Here is a 13,823-nt window from a genome sequence, read left to right on the forward strand (position 1 = left end):
TTCGCATCGTCTTCGGCCACACTACGTCGGTGTGCGACCGATTCGAGAGGGTCAGGCCTCCACGGACATTCCCGCCCGCAGCCGCTTGACGATGCGGGCGAGCAGCCGGGACACGTGCATCTGCGAGACCCCGAGCTCGGCGCCGATCTGGGCCTGCGTCATCTCCTCGCCGAACCGCATCTGGACGATCCGGCGCTCGCGCTCGTCCAGCTGCTCCAGCAGGGGCGCCAGCGTGTGCAGGTTCTCGACGGTCTCCATGCCGGGGTCGGCCTCACCGATCACATCGGCCAGCGACCGCTGCTCGTTGCCGGAGTCCGTGTCGGCGGTGGGGGTGTCGATCGAACCCGCCGAGTACCCGTTGGCCGCGACCAGGCCCTCGATGATCTCCTCCTCGGAGAGATCGAGGTGGGCGGCCAGCTCGGCGACCGTCGGATCGCGGTCCAGCCGCGCAGACAGCGCCTCCTTCGCCTTCGCGAGATCGACCCGCAGCTCCTGGAGCCGGCGCGGCACGTGCACCGCCCAGGTGGTGTCGCGGAAGAAGCGCTTGATCTCGCCGACGATGTAGGGGACGGCGAATGTGGCGAACTCCACCTCGCGCGAGAGGTCGAAGCGGTCGATGGCCTTGATCAGGCCGATGGTGCCGACCTGGATGATGTCCTCGGTGTCGTCACCGCCGCGGTTGCGGAACCGCGAGGCGGCGTACCGCACCAGCGAGAGATTCATCTCGATGAGGGTGTTGCGCGCGTACTGGTACTCGCGCGTGCCCTCCTCCAGCGTCTGCAGCTGGTCCAGGAACATCTTCGAGAGGGCCCGGGCGTCCTTGGGGGCGACCTTCCCGGTGTCCTCGATCCACGGCAGCTCCGCAGTCCCCGCACCGAGGGGTGCGCCGTCCTGTCCGGAGAGCGTGCGCGCGTCGCCGAGGACTCCGTGGGTCTGCTCCGTCGTGGTCGCCATGATGTGTGGCCCCTCCTGCTCGCCAAGTGCTTCGCACACCGCCTGCCCCGGATCCGCGAGGCCATGCACAACTGATGCGAAACTTTTTTGCGCTCCTTCCGCCCGGCCCCGTACTCACCCGATCGGAGCAGCGCGTGGATCATGGCAAACTTGACCGAGCCCCACGCCCCCGGTGAGGCCGGCGGCACGAGCACAGAGGAACGGCGATGACGGTGACAGAGGACGGCCCCGAGATCGTGGCCGGGACCGAGACCTTCGGCCCGGGTATCGACCCCGAGCGGCTGGCCGTCTGCCTGAGCGTGCTGGACGAGCTCGACACCATCGAGGTCGACCACCCGGACGCCATCGCGGTGCGCCGGGCCACCGCCGGGATCTACCGGACCGTGAAGCAGCGCCGGCGCCAGGAGCGCCGGGCCGCCAAGACCGCGCACGACAAGGCGGTGACCGAGGCCACCGCCACCGGCTCGGCCGAGCGCATCGACGACGAGACCCAGGGGGTCCTGCCGTCCTCGTCCGCCCGGAGCGAGATCGCCGGCATCCTCCAGCGGCCCCGGTCCTGCTACGTGTGCAAGAAGCGGTACGTCGAGGTCGACGCGTTCTACCACCAGCTCTGCCAGGACTGCGCCCGGGAGAACCGCGCCCGCCGCGACGCGCGCACCGACCTGACGGGCCGCCGGGCGCTGCTCACCGGCGGCCGCGCCAAGATCGGCATGTACATCGCGCTGCGGCTGCTCCGTGACGGGGCGCACACCACGATCACCACGCGCTTCCCCAACGACGCGATCCGCCGCTTCAAGGCGATGGAGGACAGCGACGAGTGGATCCACCGCCTGAAGATCGTCGGCATCGACCTGCGAGACCCGGCCCAGGTCGTCGCGCTCGCCGACTCCGTGGCGGCCGAGGGCCCGCTCGACATCCTGATCAACAACGCGGCGCAGACGGTCCGCCGCTCCCCGCAGGCGTACAGCGAGCTGCTGTCCGCCGAGTCGGCCCCGCTGCCCGCCGGTGAGCTGCCCGCCGCCGAGGTCATCGGCACCTTCGGCAGCGGCAGCGTCGACCGGGTCGCCGCGCTGCCCGCCGCGCGCAAGGAGACGCTGAGCGCCCAGGAGGTCACGGACCTGGCCCTGGTCAGCGGTTCGGCGACGCCGGCCCGGATCGCCGCCGGCACCGCGATCGACGCGGGCGGTCTCGTCCCGGACCTGCACGACACCAACAGCTGGATCCAGACAGTCGACGAGGTCGAGCCGATCGAGCTGCTGGAAGTCCAGCTCTGCAACTCCACCGCGCCGTTCATCCTGATCAGCCGGCTCCGCCCGGCCATGGCGGCCACCGCCGCCCAGCACGCGTACGTGGTCAACGTCTCCGCGATGGAGGGCGTGTTCGGCCGGGGCTACAAGGGCGCGGGCCACCCGCACACCAACATGGCCAAGGCCGCGCTGAACATGCTGACCCGCACCAGCGCCCAGGAGATGTTCGAGAAGGACGGCATCCTGATGACCGCCGTCGACACCGGCTGGATCACCGACGAGCGCCCGCACCCGGACAAGATGCGGCTGGCCGAGGAGGGCTTCCACGCCCCGCTCGACCTGGTCGACGGCGCCGCCCGGGTCTACGACCCCATCGTGCGCGGCGAGGCCGGCGAGGCGCTGTACGGCTGCTTCCTGAAGGACTACGCCCCCGCCAACTGGTAGGGGAGCGAGGGCGGTCGCCCCGGAATGCGGAGACCCGGCAGGGATGATTTCCTGGCCGGGTCTTTTCCGTACGCGGTGGCTGAAAGTGACCCATGGCACACGTTCCATCGAGCGCGGACGCGCTCATTTGGTTACTCTGATGTGAACGGACGTCATCGAGGAGTCCACGAACCTTCCTCGACCGTCCTGGGACAGGCTTGTCAACCAAGTCGCCGTCCCGCCCCGTACCCGGCGCCACCGCGACCGAACTGTTCCTGCCCCTGCCCCGCATGGGCGGCTGATTCCCGGCAATGAGAACCGGAGCGTCGGCGACGCCCGGGGCCACGCGACACGAAGGAGTGCGCGGTGACGACACCGGAATTGGCGAAGCAAGAGAAGCGTCCGGCCGAACGGCACGCAAAGCCGGGGCGCGGCAGCGACAAGCTCCAGAACATCGAGGTCTGGGCCAGATCCGCGCCGATCCGCCTGGCCGGTTACGAGGAGGACCTCGCCGAGCCGCACATCCTGCCCGGCATCGACTGACCCCTCGGACACACGCTGTGGCCCGTCCCCCACCGGGGCGGGCCACAGTGCGTTCCGCCGCCCCTCAGAACACCGCGCGCGCCACGGCGGCCCCGGCGAAGGAGAGGCCCAGCCCGGTGCCGACGGTGAGCAGCAGATAGGCCGCCGCCAGGCCCAGCCGGCGGGCCGAGTTGAGGGTGAGCAGTTCGTACGAGAACGTCGACCAGGTCGACAGGGCCCCGCAGAAGCCGGTGGCCAGCAGCAGATTCAGCCGGGTGCCCAGATCACCGTCGGTGGCCGCCTCCGCGACGAAGCCGAGGAACATCGCCGCACCCGTGTTGGCCGCGAAGGTGCCCCAGGGGAAGGCGCTGTGCAGGCGGAACTTCGCGTCCACGCCGAGCAGATAGCGCACCGGCGCGCCCACCAGGCCGCCGGCCAGCACGAGCAGCCAGTCGGTCATGACGCCTCGCCCCGCTCATCGTAGGACCGGCCGAAGGCGAAGTGCGCCGTGAACGCCCCGGCCGTCACTGCGGCCAGCGCCGCCACCACGGTCAGCACCAGGCAGCCGGTCGCGTAACCGGGCTGATGGTTCTCGAAGAGCTGCCGCACATTGTCCGTGTAGTGCGAGAACGAGGTGAAGCCGCCGAGCACCCCGGTGCCCAGCAGCGGACTGATCAGCCGGGGAGCCCCGGGGAAGCGCAGCTTCAGGGTGACCATCAGGGCCCCCATCAGGAGGCAGCCCACCGTGTTGATCAGCAGGACCGTCCAAGGGAAGGCGAAGGTCCCGGTCGGCCACAGGCGTTCGGCCGCGTACCGGGCGCAGGCCCCCGCGGCCCCGCCGACCGCGACGGCCACCACGACCGGGAACTGCACGCCGGGATGGTGGTCGGGGTGGCTGTGCTGGTGCAACCGCATCTTACGGGCCATCCCGCGGATGCTACGGATGACGGCCGGGCCCTGGGGGCCGGGACGGCCGCGCGCCTCCCGCGGTGTACCCGAGTGGACTACCCGGATCGCTCCCGGCGCGAAGAAGCCAACTTTGTATGACTTCATGGCATATGACGGACGTCCTCGTGCATCCGTCGCGCCCCGACCCCATGTGACGACGAGCCGCTGGAGCCTGCCTTGTCCCTCGCCGAGCCGCATCTCGTCCGGAGACTGGAGAGCCGCCAGCCGTCCGCGTACCTCCTGGCGTCACTGCGAGGCGTCGGGCAGGTCGACTTCCAGGCCAGCCTGTACACCGGCGCCGCGATCCTCGCCGGCCTCTGGGTGGCGGGCTGGCGGACGGGCCTGTTCGCGACGATCGGGACGCTGGTCGCCACGGCCACCGCCTACGCGCTGGCCGTCGACCGGGGGAGCATCGCGCTCGGCATGCAGGGGTTCGCGGGCTGCCTGACCGGCATCGCGCTCGTCTCCTCATTGGGCCACCACCCGGCCACCTATGTGCTGACCGTCGTGGGCGCCGTCCTCTGCGTCATCCTCATGGCGACCCTGGCCACGTTCCTCACGCCGTACAACCTCACGCCCATGACCGCGCCCTTCTGCCTGGTCTCCGGCGTGATGGTGGTCGGCGCCCCGTCCTTCGACCGGGTCTGGCACGGCGCCCCGGCGGCCGTCTCCAGCACGACGAGCGGGGACACCGGGATCACCTGGAACGACCTCTGGCACGCCTTCTTCAACAACGTCTCGCAGATCTTCCTGGTCGAGAGCTGGTACGTCGGACTGATCATGCTCGTCGGACTGGCCTTCGCCGGCCTGCGCGTCGTGCTCTACGCGGCCGTCGGCAGCATCGCCGGAATCGTTGCCGCCTGGCTGCTCGGCGCGCCCACCGACCTGATCGCCAACGGCATCTACGGCTACAACGCGGTGCTCGTCGCCATCGGCCTCGGCGCCGTCTTCATGGCCAACACCACCTGGACCGCGGCCTACGCGGTCTTCGGCGCGATGGTCAGCACCGGCCTCACCGCCACCCTGACCTCCTTCTTCAAACCGTTCGGCGGCCACACCTTCACCTGGCCGTTCATCCTCACCACCTGGACGCTGCTGGCGGCCGTCCCGCTGCTGCCGCGCCTGCGCCGCAGCTGACCGGACCCGAGCCCAGCAGCCCCGCCACCGCACATCCCGAGGAAGGCACCCACGATGAACCTCGCCCCCCGCGAGATCGACAAACTGCTCGTGTACGTCGTGGCCGACCTGGCCCGCAAGCGCCAGGACCGCGGCCTCAAGCTCAACTACAGCGAGTCGGTCGCGCTGATCACCGAGGCGATCCTCGAAGCGGCCCGCGACGGAAAGAGCGTCGCGGACTGCATGGAGCTGGGCCGCCACATCGTGGGCGAGGACGCCACCATGCCCGGCGTACGGGAGATGCTCGGCCTCCTCCAGGTCGAGGCGTCCTTCGTGGACGGCACCAAGCTGGTCTCCGTCCACGACCCCATCGGCGGCTGACCATGGCCGGGAACGCGGCCGTCATCGCCGTCTGCGGCCACGAAGCCGCGTACGGCCGGGCGCTGGAAGGACGGCTCGGGCCGGACGTGGACATCGTCCCCAACGGGCGCGCCCTCTTCCGGGCCGCCGCCGCCCGTCTGCGCCGGGGCGAGCGCGTCGTCGTCGTCCCGATGACCCTCGGCCGTGAACCCGGGCTCGTCGCGGACACCGCCCGCACCCTGCGTGCCGTCCCCGACGCCGGCCGGGGCGCCGTGCTGCTCGCCGAGCCGTTCGGCACCGCCCAGCACCTCGTCGCCTGGCTGCGTGCCGCCGCCGGACGGGTGCCCGCCGACTCCGCGATCCTCCTCGCCGCCCCCTCCGGCGACCCCTTCGAGGACGCCGAACTCCACCGCGTCGCCGCGCTCGTACGCCGCTACGGGCGCCACGAGCTGGTCGAGGTCGCCTTCGACGGCAGCGACCCCGGCCCGGCCGGAGGCGTCCGGCGCTGCGCGCTGCTCGGCGCGGAACGCGTGGCGCTGCTGCCCGCCTCGTTCGCGGCCGTGGGCCCGGGCGGCGCGGGGCCCGTGCCGGTGGCGGACGCGGGCCCCCTCGTGCCGGACCCGGCGCTGCGCCGGGTGCTGGACGAGCGCGTGGCCGACGCGCACCGGCGCTGGGACGAGCACGGCGACGACGGGATCACGACCGGCCTGGCGGCGGCCGACCACCACGGCCACGCGCACACCCACCCGCCGGGCGAGGGCCACGGACACAGCCACGGCCACGACCACGACCACGGCTCCGCGCACGGACACCCGCACGAGCACGGCCCCGGGACCGGGCACCGGCATCACCACCACCCGTCCGCCGCTGGGGCGGACCTTGGCATCAGGAGCATCGCATGACGTTCCGTCAGCAGTACCTGTACGGGGACGACCCCATCGAACTCAACGCGGGCCGCCGCACGGTCAAGGTCACCGTGAGCAACACCGGCGACCGGGCCGTGCAGGTCGGCTCGCACTACCACTTCTTCGAGGTGAACTCGGCGCTCTCCTTCGACCGCGAGGCGACCCTGGGCACGCACCTCAACATCGCCGCCGGCACCTCCGTACGGTTCGAGCCCGGCGGGACGCGCGAGGTCGAGCTCTGCGCGTACGCCGGAACCGGCCGGCTCACCGGCTTCAGCGGGCTGCTCAACGGCAGCCTCGCCTCCCACCCCGCCCGCGTCGAAGCCGTTCGCAAGGCCATCGAACGCGGCTTCCAGGGTGCGCGGAACGCGCCCGCCGGGACCGGCTCCAAGACGGGGTCCAAGGGTTCCGGCAAGGACGGGGCCAAGAGTTCCAAGGCCGCCAAGGACAAGAAGAAGGGTTCGCGCTGATGCCCATCCTGCCCCGCAAGCAGTACACCGACATGTTCGGTCCGACGGTCGGTGACCGCTTCCACCTCGGCGACACCAACCTCGTCGTCGAGGTCGAGAAGGACTACAGCGAGGGCCTGTACGGCGACGAGGTCGTCTACGGCGGCGGCAAGACCATGCGCGACGGCATGGCCTCCGACCCGCAGGCCACCGCCGCCCAGGGCGCGCTCGACACCGTCATCACCAACGTGGTCGTCATCGACCCGATGGTGGGCGTCGTCAAGTGCGACATCGGCATCAAGGACGGCTTCATCGTCGGCATCGGCAAGTCCGGCAACCCGCAGACCCAGAACAACGTCGATCCGGACCTGGTCATCGGCCCCGGCACCGAGGCCATCGCGGGCGAGCACCTGATCGCCACCGCGGGCGCCATCGACAGCCACGTCCACCTGATCGCCCCGCAGCAGGCCGAACAGGCGCTGACCAACGGCATCACCACCCTCATCGGCGGCGGCACCGGCCCCACGGACGGTTCCAACGGCACCACCTGCACCCCGGGCCCGTACAACATCGGCCTGCTCCTCCAGGCGGCCGAGACGCTGCCGGTCAACCTCGGGATCATGGGCAAGGGCAACGGCAGCCTGCCGGGCGCCCTGGAGGAGCAGGTCACCGCCGGTGCCTGCGCGCTGAAGGTGCACGAGGACTGGGGCTCCACCCCGGCCGTGATCGACAACGCGCTGAACGTCGCGGACGAGCACGACGTCCAGGTGGCCATCCACACCGACAGCCTGAACGAGGGCGGGTTCTTCGAGGACACCCGCTCCGCCATCGACGGCCGCGCCATCCACACCTTCCACAGCGAGGGCGCGGGCGGCGGGCACGCCCCGGACATCCTGCGCGTCACCGGCGAGCCCAACGTCCTGCCGTCCTCCACCAACCCGACGCTGCCGTACACCAAGAACTCGGTGGACGAACTCCTCGACATGGTGATGGTCTGCCACCACCTCAGCCGCGAGATCCCCGAGGACGTCTCCTTCGCGGACAGCCGGGTCCGGGCCGAGACGATCGCCGCCGAGACGGTGCTGCACGATCTCGGTGTGATCAGCATGTTCTCCTCCGACTCCCAGGCGATGGGCCGTATCGGCGAATCCGTCACCCGGGCCTTCCAGACCGCGCACCACTGCAAGGACAAGCTCGGGGTGCTGGAGGGCGACTCGGAGCGCAACGACAACCAGCGGGTGCTGCGCTACCTCGCGAAGATCACCATCAACCCGGCCATCGCCACGGGCATCTCCGACTACGTGGGCTCGATCGAGAAGGGCAAGCTCGCCGACATCGTGCTCTGGCCCATCCACTCCTTCGCCGCCAAGCCGAAGATGGTCATCAAGGGCGGCCTCGTCTCCTGGGCCCAGATGGGCGACCCCAACGCCTCGCTGCCCACCCCGCAACCGGTCACCTACCGGCCGATGTTCGGGCAGTACGGCAAGGCGCTCCAGGCCACCCACGCCACGTTCATGTCGCAGGCGGGCATCGCCGCAGGCGTACCGGAGCGGCTCGGCCTGGACCGCAAGGTCCTGCCCGTGCGCCGCACCCGCACCATCGGCAAGCACAACATGGTCCGCAACGACGTCCTGCCGGACGTGCAGGTCGACCCGGAGACGTTCAAGGTCACGCTCAACGGCAAGGTCGCCACCATCGACCCGGCCGAGACGCTGCCCCTGAACCACCTCTACTTCCTGGTCTAGGGCCGATGTACCGCAAGGAGGGCGACATCGCGGGCGACCAGGGCCCGGCGGGGACCACGGCGGCCACCGGCCTCGGACCGCTGCTGGTCAGCCTCCAGCTGACCGACTCGGCGTTCCCGAGCGGCTTCTACACCCTCTCGCACAGCCTGGAGGGCTTCGCCCAGGCGGGCGCCGTGGACGCGGACAGCCTGCCGGCGCTGCTGGCGGACCTGCTGCTGCACGGCGTCGGCCCCGCCGACGCCACCGCGCTCGCCCTCGCCCACCGGGCCACCGCGGCGGGCGACCCGGAGGCCGTCGTCCGGATCGACGAGCACCTGTTCGCCACCAAGCTGGGCCGCGAGATGCGCCTGGCCGCGACCCGGACGGGGCGCCAGCTCCTGGATCTGGGCCACGAGGTGTTCGGCCGCCCGGAGATCGGCGACTACTACGACCGGGTCGTGCGCCGCGAGGCCCCCGGCACCCAGGCGGTGGCGGCCGGGGTCGTCTACGCGGCGACCGGCGTCCCGGTCCGCCAGGCGGTCGCCGCCGACCTGTTCGCGTTCTGCGTCAGCTTCGCGGGCGCCGCCCTGCGGCTGAGGCTGACCGATCACCGTACGGCGCAGACCCTGCTCCGCGGCGCCGCGCCCGTCATCGAGACCACCGTCGACGCGGCGCTGCGCAGGGAGCTGGACGACGTCGGCGCCACCGTCTTCGCCTCGGATGTCATGTCGGGCCGTCATGAACGCGCCGAGGCCCGCCTCTTCGCCAGCTGAGCACCCACCACGACACCCCTAGGAGCACCATGGACGACAACGTACTGCGGGTCGGCATCGGCGGACCCGTCGGCTCCGGCAAGACCGCGCTCATCGAGGCGCTGGTCCCGGTCCTGATCGCACGCGGTCACCGCCCCGCCGTCATCACCAACGACATCTACACCCAGGAGGACGCCCAGCACGTCCGCCGCACCCTGGCCGGTGTCCTCGAACCCGAGCGCGTCGTCGGCGTCGAGACGGGCGCCTGCCCGCACACCGCCGTACGCGACGACCCGACGATGAACCTCGCGGCCGGTGCCGAGATGCTGGAACGCTTCCCGGACACCGACACGCTCCTGTACGAGTCGGGAGGCGACAACCTCACCCTGACGTTCAGCCCCGCCCTGGTCGACCTCTTCCTCTTCGTGCTCGACACGGCGGAGGGCGAGAAGATGCCCCGCAAGCGCGGACCCGGCATCACCGACTCCGACCTCCTCGTCATCAACAAGATCGACATCGCCCAGTACGTGCGGACGGACATCAACGTCATGGAGTCCGACGCCCACCGGGTCCGGGGCGACCGCCCCGTCGTCCTCACCGACTGCCTGACCGGGGTGGGCGTGGACGAGATCGCCGGCTACCTCGAATCGCGCCGCAAGGTGCTGATCTGACATGCCGCTCGCCCCGCAACGGCCGAAGGACCGGCTCACCGAGGAGTACTACACGCCCGTCCGCCTTCCCCCGGACGTGGCGGCTCTGGCCTCCGTCCCGGACACCCTGGCGCCCGGCTCCCCGGCCAAGGTCGGCATCCTCGACCTCGCCTTCGCCGTGCGGGGCGGGCGCACCGAACTCGTCGGGCGCTACCAGAAGACCCCGCTCCAGATCATGCGCCCGCTGTGGATCGACCCCACGCAGCCCGGCATGAGTTACGTGTATCTGATGGCGACCGGCGGCGGCATCGCCCAGGCCGACCGCTACCGGATGGACTTCCACTGCGGCCCCGGTACGCAGGTCCACCTGACGACCCAGGCCGCGACCAAGGTCTTCCGGATGGAGCACGACTACGCGAGCCAGCGCGTCCACCTCACCGCCGAGGCCGGCAGCTACGTCGAATACCTCCCCGACCCGCTCATCCCGTTCCGCGACGCGCGGTTCTACCAGCGCACCGAGGTCACCGTCGCGCCCGGCGCCACCGTGCTCGTCGGTGACACCCTCACCGCCGGCCGGCTCGCCCGGGGCGAGCGCCACGCGTACCGGATGCTCGCCACCGACCTCCGCGTCAGCCGGCCCGACGGCACCCTCCTCGCCATCGACACCCTGCGCCTGGCGCCGGGGGCCGGAGTCCTCGGGCCCGGGGTGTTCGCCGGGCACGACCACGTCGCCTCGCTCTTCGTGGTGACCGACAGCGTTCCCGCCGCCGGGCTCGCCGACACCCTGCACGAGGCGCTGGCCGGGCTCGGCGTCCTGTACGGGGTGAGCGTGCTGCCCCGGGACTGCGGGGCGTGGGTGCGGCTGCTCGACGACAGCCCGGTCCGGGTCGCCGAGGCGCAACGGGCCGTCTGGCACGCCGTACGCCGTCTGCTGACCGGCCACCCGCCGCCCGACCTGCGCAAGCCGTAGCGCTTCCCGCCCCGCCCGCTCCCTACCCGAGGTACCGCCGATGATTACCGCTCCCGCGCCCATGCCGGCCGCGTACGACTCCGGGGACACCGCCTGGCTGCTCGCCGCCACCGCCATGGTCCTGCTGATGACGCCCGGCCTCGCGTTCTTCTACGGCGGCATGGTGCGCACCCGGCACGTGCTGATGATGATCAAGATGAGCTTCGCCGCGCTGGCCTTCGGCACGCTCGTCTGGTGGGTCATCGGCTACACCCTGGCGTTCGGGCCGGACGTCGGCGGCGCCGGGGTCATCGGGAACCTCGACCACGTGTTCATGAAGGGCATCGAGCTCAACACGCTGACCGGGGCCATCCCCACGTACATCTACAGCACCTTCCAGATGGGCTTCGCCGTCATCACCGTGGCGCTGATCAGCGGCTCCATCGCCGACCGCGCCACGATGCGGGGCTGGCTCGTCTTCGTCGTGCTCTGGTTGCTGATCGTCTACATCCCGATCGCGCACTGGGTGTTCGACAAGGACGGCTGGATCGTGAAGCACCTCGGCGCCCTCGACTTCGCGGGCGGGCTGCCGGTGGAGCTCAACTCCGGGGTCGCCGGGCTCGCCGTCGCGCTCGTGCTGCGCGCGCCCCGCGACTTCGCCCGCCGGGAGGAGCGCCCGAACAACATCCCGCTCGTGGTCGTCGGCGTCGGGCTGCTGTGGTTCGGCTGGTTCGGCTTCAACTCCGGCTCCGCGCTCACCGACCAGGGCACGGCCGCGGCCGCCTTCATCAACACGCAGCTCGGTGCGGCGGGCGCCATGGTGACCTGGCCGCTGGTCGAGAAGTGGCGCACGGGCCGGGTGACCACCATGGGCGTCGTCTCCTCCGCCGTCGCGGGCATGGTCGCCATCACCCCGGCGTGCGGTGAGATCAACACCCTGGGTGCGGTGATCACCGGCCTGGTCGTCGGGGCGGTGAGCGCGTACGCGGTCACCCTCAAGTTCCGCTTCAACGTGGACGACACGCTCGACGTGGTCGGGGTGCACGGCGTCGGCGGCTTCATCGGCCTGGTCATGGTCGGCCTCTTTGCCACGGCCCGCATCAGCGGCAAGGAGGGCCTGTTCTACGGGGGCGGCTGGGGCCTGCTCGGCAAGCAGCTGGTGGCGATCGTGTCCGTGATCGCGTTCTCGTTCATCCTCACCTGGCTCATCGCCAAGGCCGTCGACCTGACCGTCGGCTTCCGGGCGAAGGAGGAGTACGCCAACGTCCCGGGTGAGGAGGCGGAGCGGGCGTACGACTTCCAGACCGCCGAGCGGCTCGGCGCGCTGGTCTCCGGGCGGCGGGTGGCGAGCGACGACGAACTGGTCCAGCAGATCAGCCGGTTGCTGCGGGCCCGCGAGAGCGAGAAGTAGCCGCTCAGGCCCTGGTCGGGCGCAGGAAGTCGCGTACGAAGGTGCGGTGCCACCAGCAGCCGGTGGCCCGCAGCTCGCGCCAGGTCGTGAACCGGTAGCGGAAGACCCGGGCCCGCACCTGGGCGGGCGGGGCGTCCGGGAACGGGTTGTGCCGCAGCAGCCGCAGGGTGTCCCGGTCGTTCTCCAGCAGCCGCTCCACGAACGGCCCGAACCAGGATCTGGCGTACGCGGGGGAGAGCGCGGCGAACCACATCATCCAGTCGAGCCGCAGATGGTACGGGGCGAACTGGCGCGGCAGCCGGCGCGGATCACCCGGCTTGCCCTTGAAGCCGTACTCCTTCCACACCGTGCCCGGATGCACCACCGCGTCGTCCGTCCCCTCCACCACCACCTCCAGGCGGACCCGGCTGATGCTGCCGAAGGCGCCGTACGTGTTGACCAGGTGCAGCGGGTCGAAGGACCGGTTCATCACCTGGCGGCGGGAGACCAGATTGCGGGCCGGACGGTAGCTGAGGACCAGGACCAGCGCGGTGACCGCGATGACCAGCACGGCGTACCAGCCGGGCGCGCCCCGCTGGGCGGGCGGTTCGGTCAGCGGCGACCAGTCGATGACCGGCAGGGCGAGCGTGATGGTCAGCCAGTTGAGCCAGGCGAAGTTGCCCGAGAGCACCAGCCACAACTGGGTGACGATCATCAGGCCCGCCGCGAAACTCGCCACCGGCTGCGGGGTGAACAGCAGCACCGGAACGAGCAGCTGGGTCACATGGTTGGCCGCCACCTCGACCCGGTGCACGGGCCGGGGGAGACGGTGGAAGAACCAGCTCAGCGGGCCCGGCATCGGCTGCGTCTCGTGGTGGAAGTCCAGACACGTCAGCTTCCGCCAGCAGGCGTCACCGCGCCACTTGATGAGCCCGGCGCCGAACTCCACCCGGAACAGCAGCCACCGCAGCAGCCAGAGCACCAGCACCGGTGGCGCCGTGCCCGCGTTCCCCAGGAAGACGGCGAGGAAACCCGTCTCCAGGAGCAGCGATTCCCAGCCGAACCCGTACCAGACCCCGCCCACCTGCACGATCGACAGATACAACAGCCACGGCACCGCCCACAGCGCCATCGCCGCGCCCAGCGGCACCTGGTTGTCCGCCCCGGCGAGCAGCGCGACGGAGACGGCGCACCCGGCCCAGGCGACCACGGCGAAGAAGCGGTCCGAGCAATGCAGCCGGAAGAGCCCCGGGGCGGTGCGCCAGGACGTACGCCGGAGCTCCCGGGTCGCGGGCAGCATGCCGCGCTCCCCGATCAGTGCCCGGAACTGAAGCGCCGCGGTGAGGAAGGCGGTCAGGTAGACGACGGCGAGGGCCTTCTGGAAGACCAGCCGGCCGAGCCAGTACCCGTCAGCGGTGAACCACTCCATCGCTA

Annotated in this window: 15 protein-coding genes; 11 read left to right on the forward strand and 4 right to left on the reverse strand. The window is 71.1% G+C overall.

All coding sequences use genetic code 11. The features are described from left to right. Nucleotides 1–51: 51 nt before the first annotated feature. The gene (locus OHS17_RS30280) at nucleotides 52–954 is read right to left on the reverse strand and encodes an RNA polymerase sigma factor SigF (protein ID WP_330314732.1); all 903 of its coding nucleotides are present in this window, start codon (nucleotides 952–954) and stop codon (nucleotides 52–54) included. 206 nt (nucleotides 955–1,160) lie between these two features. On the opposite strand from OHS17_RS30280, the gene OHS17_RS30285 reads away from it, so the two are divergent. Both OHS17_RS30285 and OHS17_RS30290 read left to right on the forward strand, forming a co-directional pair. Then, complete coding sequence (locus OHS17_RS30285; RefSeq protein ID WP_330314733.1) at nucleotides 1,161–2,645, forward strand: SDR family NAD(P)-dependent oxidoreductase; 1,485 nt, start codon at nucleotides 1,161–1,163, stop codon at nucleotides 2,643–2,645. 345 nt (nucleotides 2,646–2,990) lie between these two features. Continuing rightward, a complete protein-coding gene (locus OHS17_RS30290; RefSeq protein WP_330314734.1) occupies nucleotides 2,991–3,167 on the forward strand; it encodes a hypothetical protein in 177 nt (58 codons plus the stop codon). Between the two features lie 64 nt (nucleotides 3,168–3,231). Here OHS17_RS30290 and OHS17_RS30295 read toward each other — a convergent pair whose 3' ends face one another. Then, nucleotides 3,232–3,606, reverse strand: coding sequence for a fluoride efflux transporter FluC (locus OHS17_RS30295; protein WP_330314735.1), 375 nt, complete (start codon nucleotides 3,604–3,606; stop codon nucleotides 3,232–3,234). Continuing rightward, a complete protein-coding gene (locus tag OHS17_RS30300) occupies nucleotides 3,603–4,073 on the reverse strand; it encodes a fluoride efflux transporter FluC (protein ID WP_330314736.1) in 471 nt (156 codons plus the stop codon). The genes OHS17_RS30295 and OHS17_RS30300 overlap by 4 nt, the downstream gene beginning before the upstream one ends. Before the next feature lie 198 nt (nucleotides 4,074–4,271). Between OHS17_RS30300 and OHS17_RS30305 the strand changes: the two genes are divergently transcribed. The 9 genes from OHS17_RS30305 to OHS17_RS30345 are packed head-to-tail and all read left to right on the forward strand — an operon-like array spanning nucleotide 4,272 to nucleotide 12,410. Then, a complete protein-coding gene (locus OHS17_RS30305; RefSeq protein WP_330314737.1) occupies nucleotides 4,272–5,231 on the forward strand; it encodes an urea transporter in 960 nt (319 codons plus the stop codon). 54 nt (nucleotides 5,232–5,285) lie between these two features. After that, nucleotides 5,286–5,591 (forward strand): urease subunit gamma, encoded by a 306-nt coding sequence (locus OHS17_RS30310; RefSeq protein ID WP_018523064.1) that lies wholly within the window; start codon nucleotides 5,286–5,288, stop codon nucleotides 5,589–5,591. A 2-nt stretch (nucleotides 5,592–5,593) separates the two neighbouring features. Next, nucleotides 5,594–6,472 (forward strand): sirohydrochlorin chelatase, encoded by an 879-nt coding sequence (locus OHS17_RS30315; protein ID WP_330314738.1) that lies wholly within the window; start codon nucleotides 5,594–5,596, stop codon nucleotides 6,470–6,472. After that, complete coding sequence (locus OHS17_RS30320; RefSeq protein ID WP_330314739.1) at nucleotides 6,469–6,945, forward strand: urease subunit beta; 477 nt, start codon at nucleotides 6,469–6,471, stop codon at nucleotides 6,943–6,945. Before OHS17_RS30315 ends, OHS17_RS30320 begins: the two co-directional genes overlap by 4 nt. Next, entirely contained in the window at nucleotides 6,945–8,669 is a 1,725-nt protein-coding gene (gene ureC / locus OHS17_RS30325; RefSeq protein ID WP_161210324.1) for an urease subunit alpha, read from the forward strand. Before OHS17_RS30320 ends, ureC begins: the two co-directional genes overlap by 1 nt. Nucleotides 8,670–8,674: 5 nt before the next feature. Then, nucleotides 8,675–9,421: an urease accessory protein UreF gene (locus OHS17_RS30330; protein WP_330314740.1), complete on the forward strand. Its 747-nt coding sequence runs from the start codon at nucleotides 8,675–8,677 to the stop codon at nucleotides 9,419–9,421. 29 nt (nucleotides 9,422–9,450) lie between these two features. Further along, a complete protein-coding gene (gene ureG / locus OHS17_RS30335; RefSeq protein ID WP_018099943.1) occupies nucleotides 9,451–10,071 on the forward strand; it encodes an urease accessory protein UreG in 621 nt (206 codons plus the stop codon). Between the two features lies 1 nt (nucleotide 10,072). Beyond that, nucleotides 10,073–11,020, forward strand: coding sequence for an urease accessory protein UreD (locus tag OHS17_RS30340; protein WP_330314741.1), 948 nt, complete (start codon nucleotides 10,073–10,075; stop codon nucleotides 11,018–11,020). Between the two features lie 40 nt (nucleotides 11,021–11,060). Then, nucleotides 11,061–12,410: an ammonium transporter gene (locus OHS17_RS30345; RefSeq protein WP_330314742.1), complete on the forward strand. Its 1,350-nt coding sequence runs from the start codon at nucleotides 11,061–11,063 to the stop codon at nucleotides 12,408–12,410. 4 nt (nucleotides 12,411–12,414) lie between these two features. On the opposite strand, the gene OHS17_RS30350 is transcribed toward OHS17_RS30345, so the two are convergent. Beyond that, nucleotides 12,415–13,818 (reverse strand): lipase maturation factor family protein, encoded by a 1,404-nt coding sequence (locus tag OHS17_RS30350; protein WP_330314743.1) that lies wholly within the window; start codon nucleotides 13,816–13,818, stop codon nucleotides 12,415–12,417. Nucleotides 13,819–13,823: the final 5 nt, after the last annotated feature.

It is taken from the genome of Streptomyces sp. NBC_00523, from assembly GCF_036346615.1.
GTDB lineage: Bacteria > Actinomycetota > Actinomycetes > Streptomycetales > Streptomycetaceae > Streptomyces.

Excerpts from the sequence above, each read along its gene's own strand:
- OHS17_RS30330 (WP_330314740.1), top strand. The coding sequence starts at position 8,675 with ATGTACCGCAAGGAGGGCGACATCGCGGGCGACCAGGGCCCGGCGGGG.
- OHS17_RS30300 (WP_330314736.1), bottom strand. The coding sequence starts at position 4,073 with ATGGCCCGTAAGATGCGGTTGCACCAGCACAGCCACCCCGACCACCAT.
- OHS17_RS30295 (WP_330314735.1), bottom strand. The coding sequence starts at position 3,606 with ATGACCGACTGGCTGCTCGTGCTGGCCGGCGGCCTGGTGGGCGCGCCG.
- OHS17_RS30345 (WP_330314742.1), top strand. The coding sequence starts at position 11,061 with ATGATTACCGCTCCCGCGCCCATGCCGGCCGCGTACGACTCCGGGGAC.
- ureG (WP_018099943.1), top strand. The coding sequence starts at position 9,451 with ATGGACGACAACGTACTGCGGGTCGGCATCGGCGGACCCGTCGGCTCC.
- OHS17_RS30310 (WP_018523064.1), top strand. The coding sequence starts at position 5,286 with ATGAACCTCGCCCCCCGCGAGATCGACAAACTGCTCGTGTACGTCGTG.
- OHS17_RS30285 (WP_330314733.1), top strand. The coding sequence starts at position 1,161 with ATGACGGTGACAGAGGACGGCCCCGAGATCGTGGCCGGGACCGAGACC.
- OHS17_RS30350 (WP_330314743.1), bottom strand. The coding sequence starts at position 13,818 with ATGGAGTGGTTCACCGCTGACGGGTACTGGCTCGGCCGGCTGGTCTTC.
- OHS17_RS30280 (WP_330314732.1), bottom strand. The coding sequence starts at position 954 with ATGGCGACCACGACGGAGCAGACCCACGGAGTCCTCGGCGACGCGCGC.
- OHS17_RS30340 (WP_330314741.1), top strand. The coding sequence starts at position 10,073 with ATGCCGCTCGCCCCGCAACGGCCGAAGGACCGGCTCACCGAGGAGTAC.
- OHS17_RS30320 (WP_330314739.1), top strand. The coding sequence starts at position 6,469 with ATGACGTTCCGTCAGCAGTACCTGTACGGGGACGACCCCATCGAACTC.
- OHS17_RS30315 (WP_330314738.1), top strand. The coding sequence starts at position 5,594 with ATGGCCGGGAACGCGGCCGTCATCGCCGTCTGCGGCCACGAAGCCGCG.
- ureC (WP_161210324.1), top strand. The coding sequence starts at position 6,945 with ATGCCCATCCTGCCCCGCAAGCAGTACACCGACATGTTCGGTCCGACG.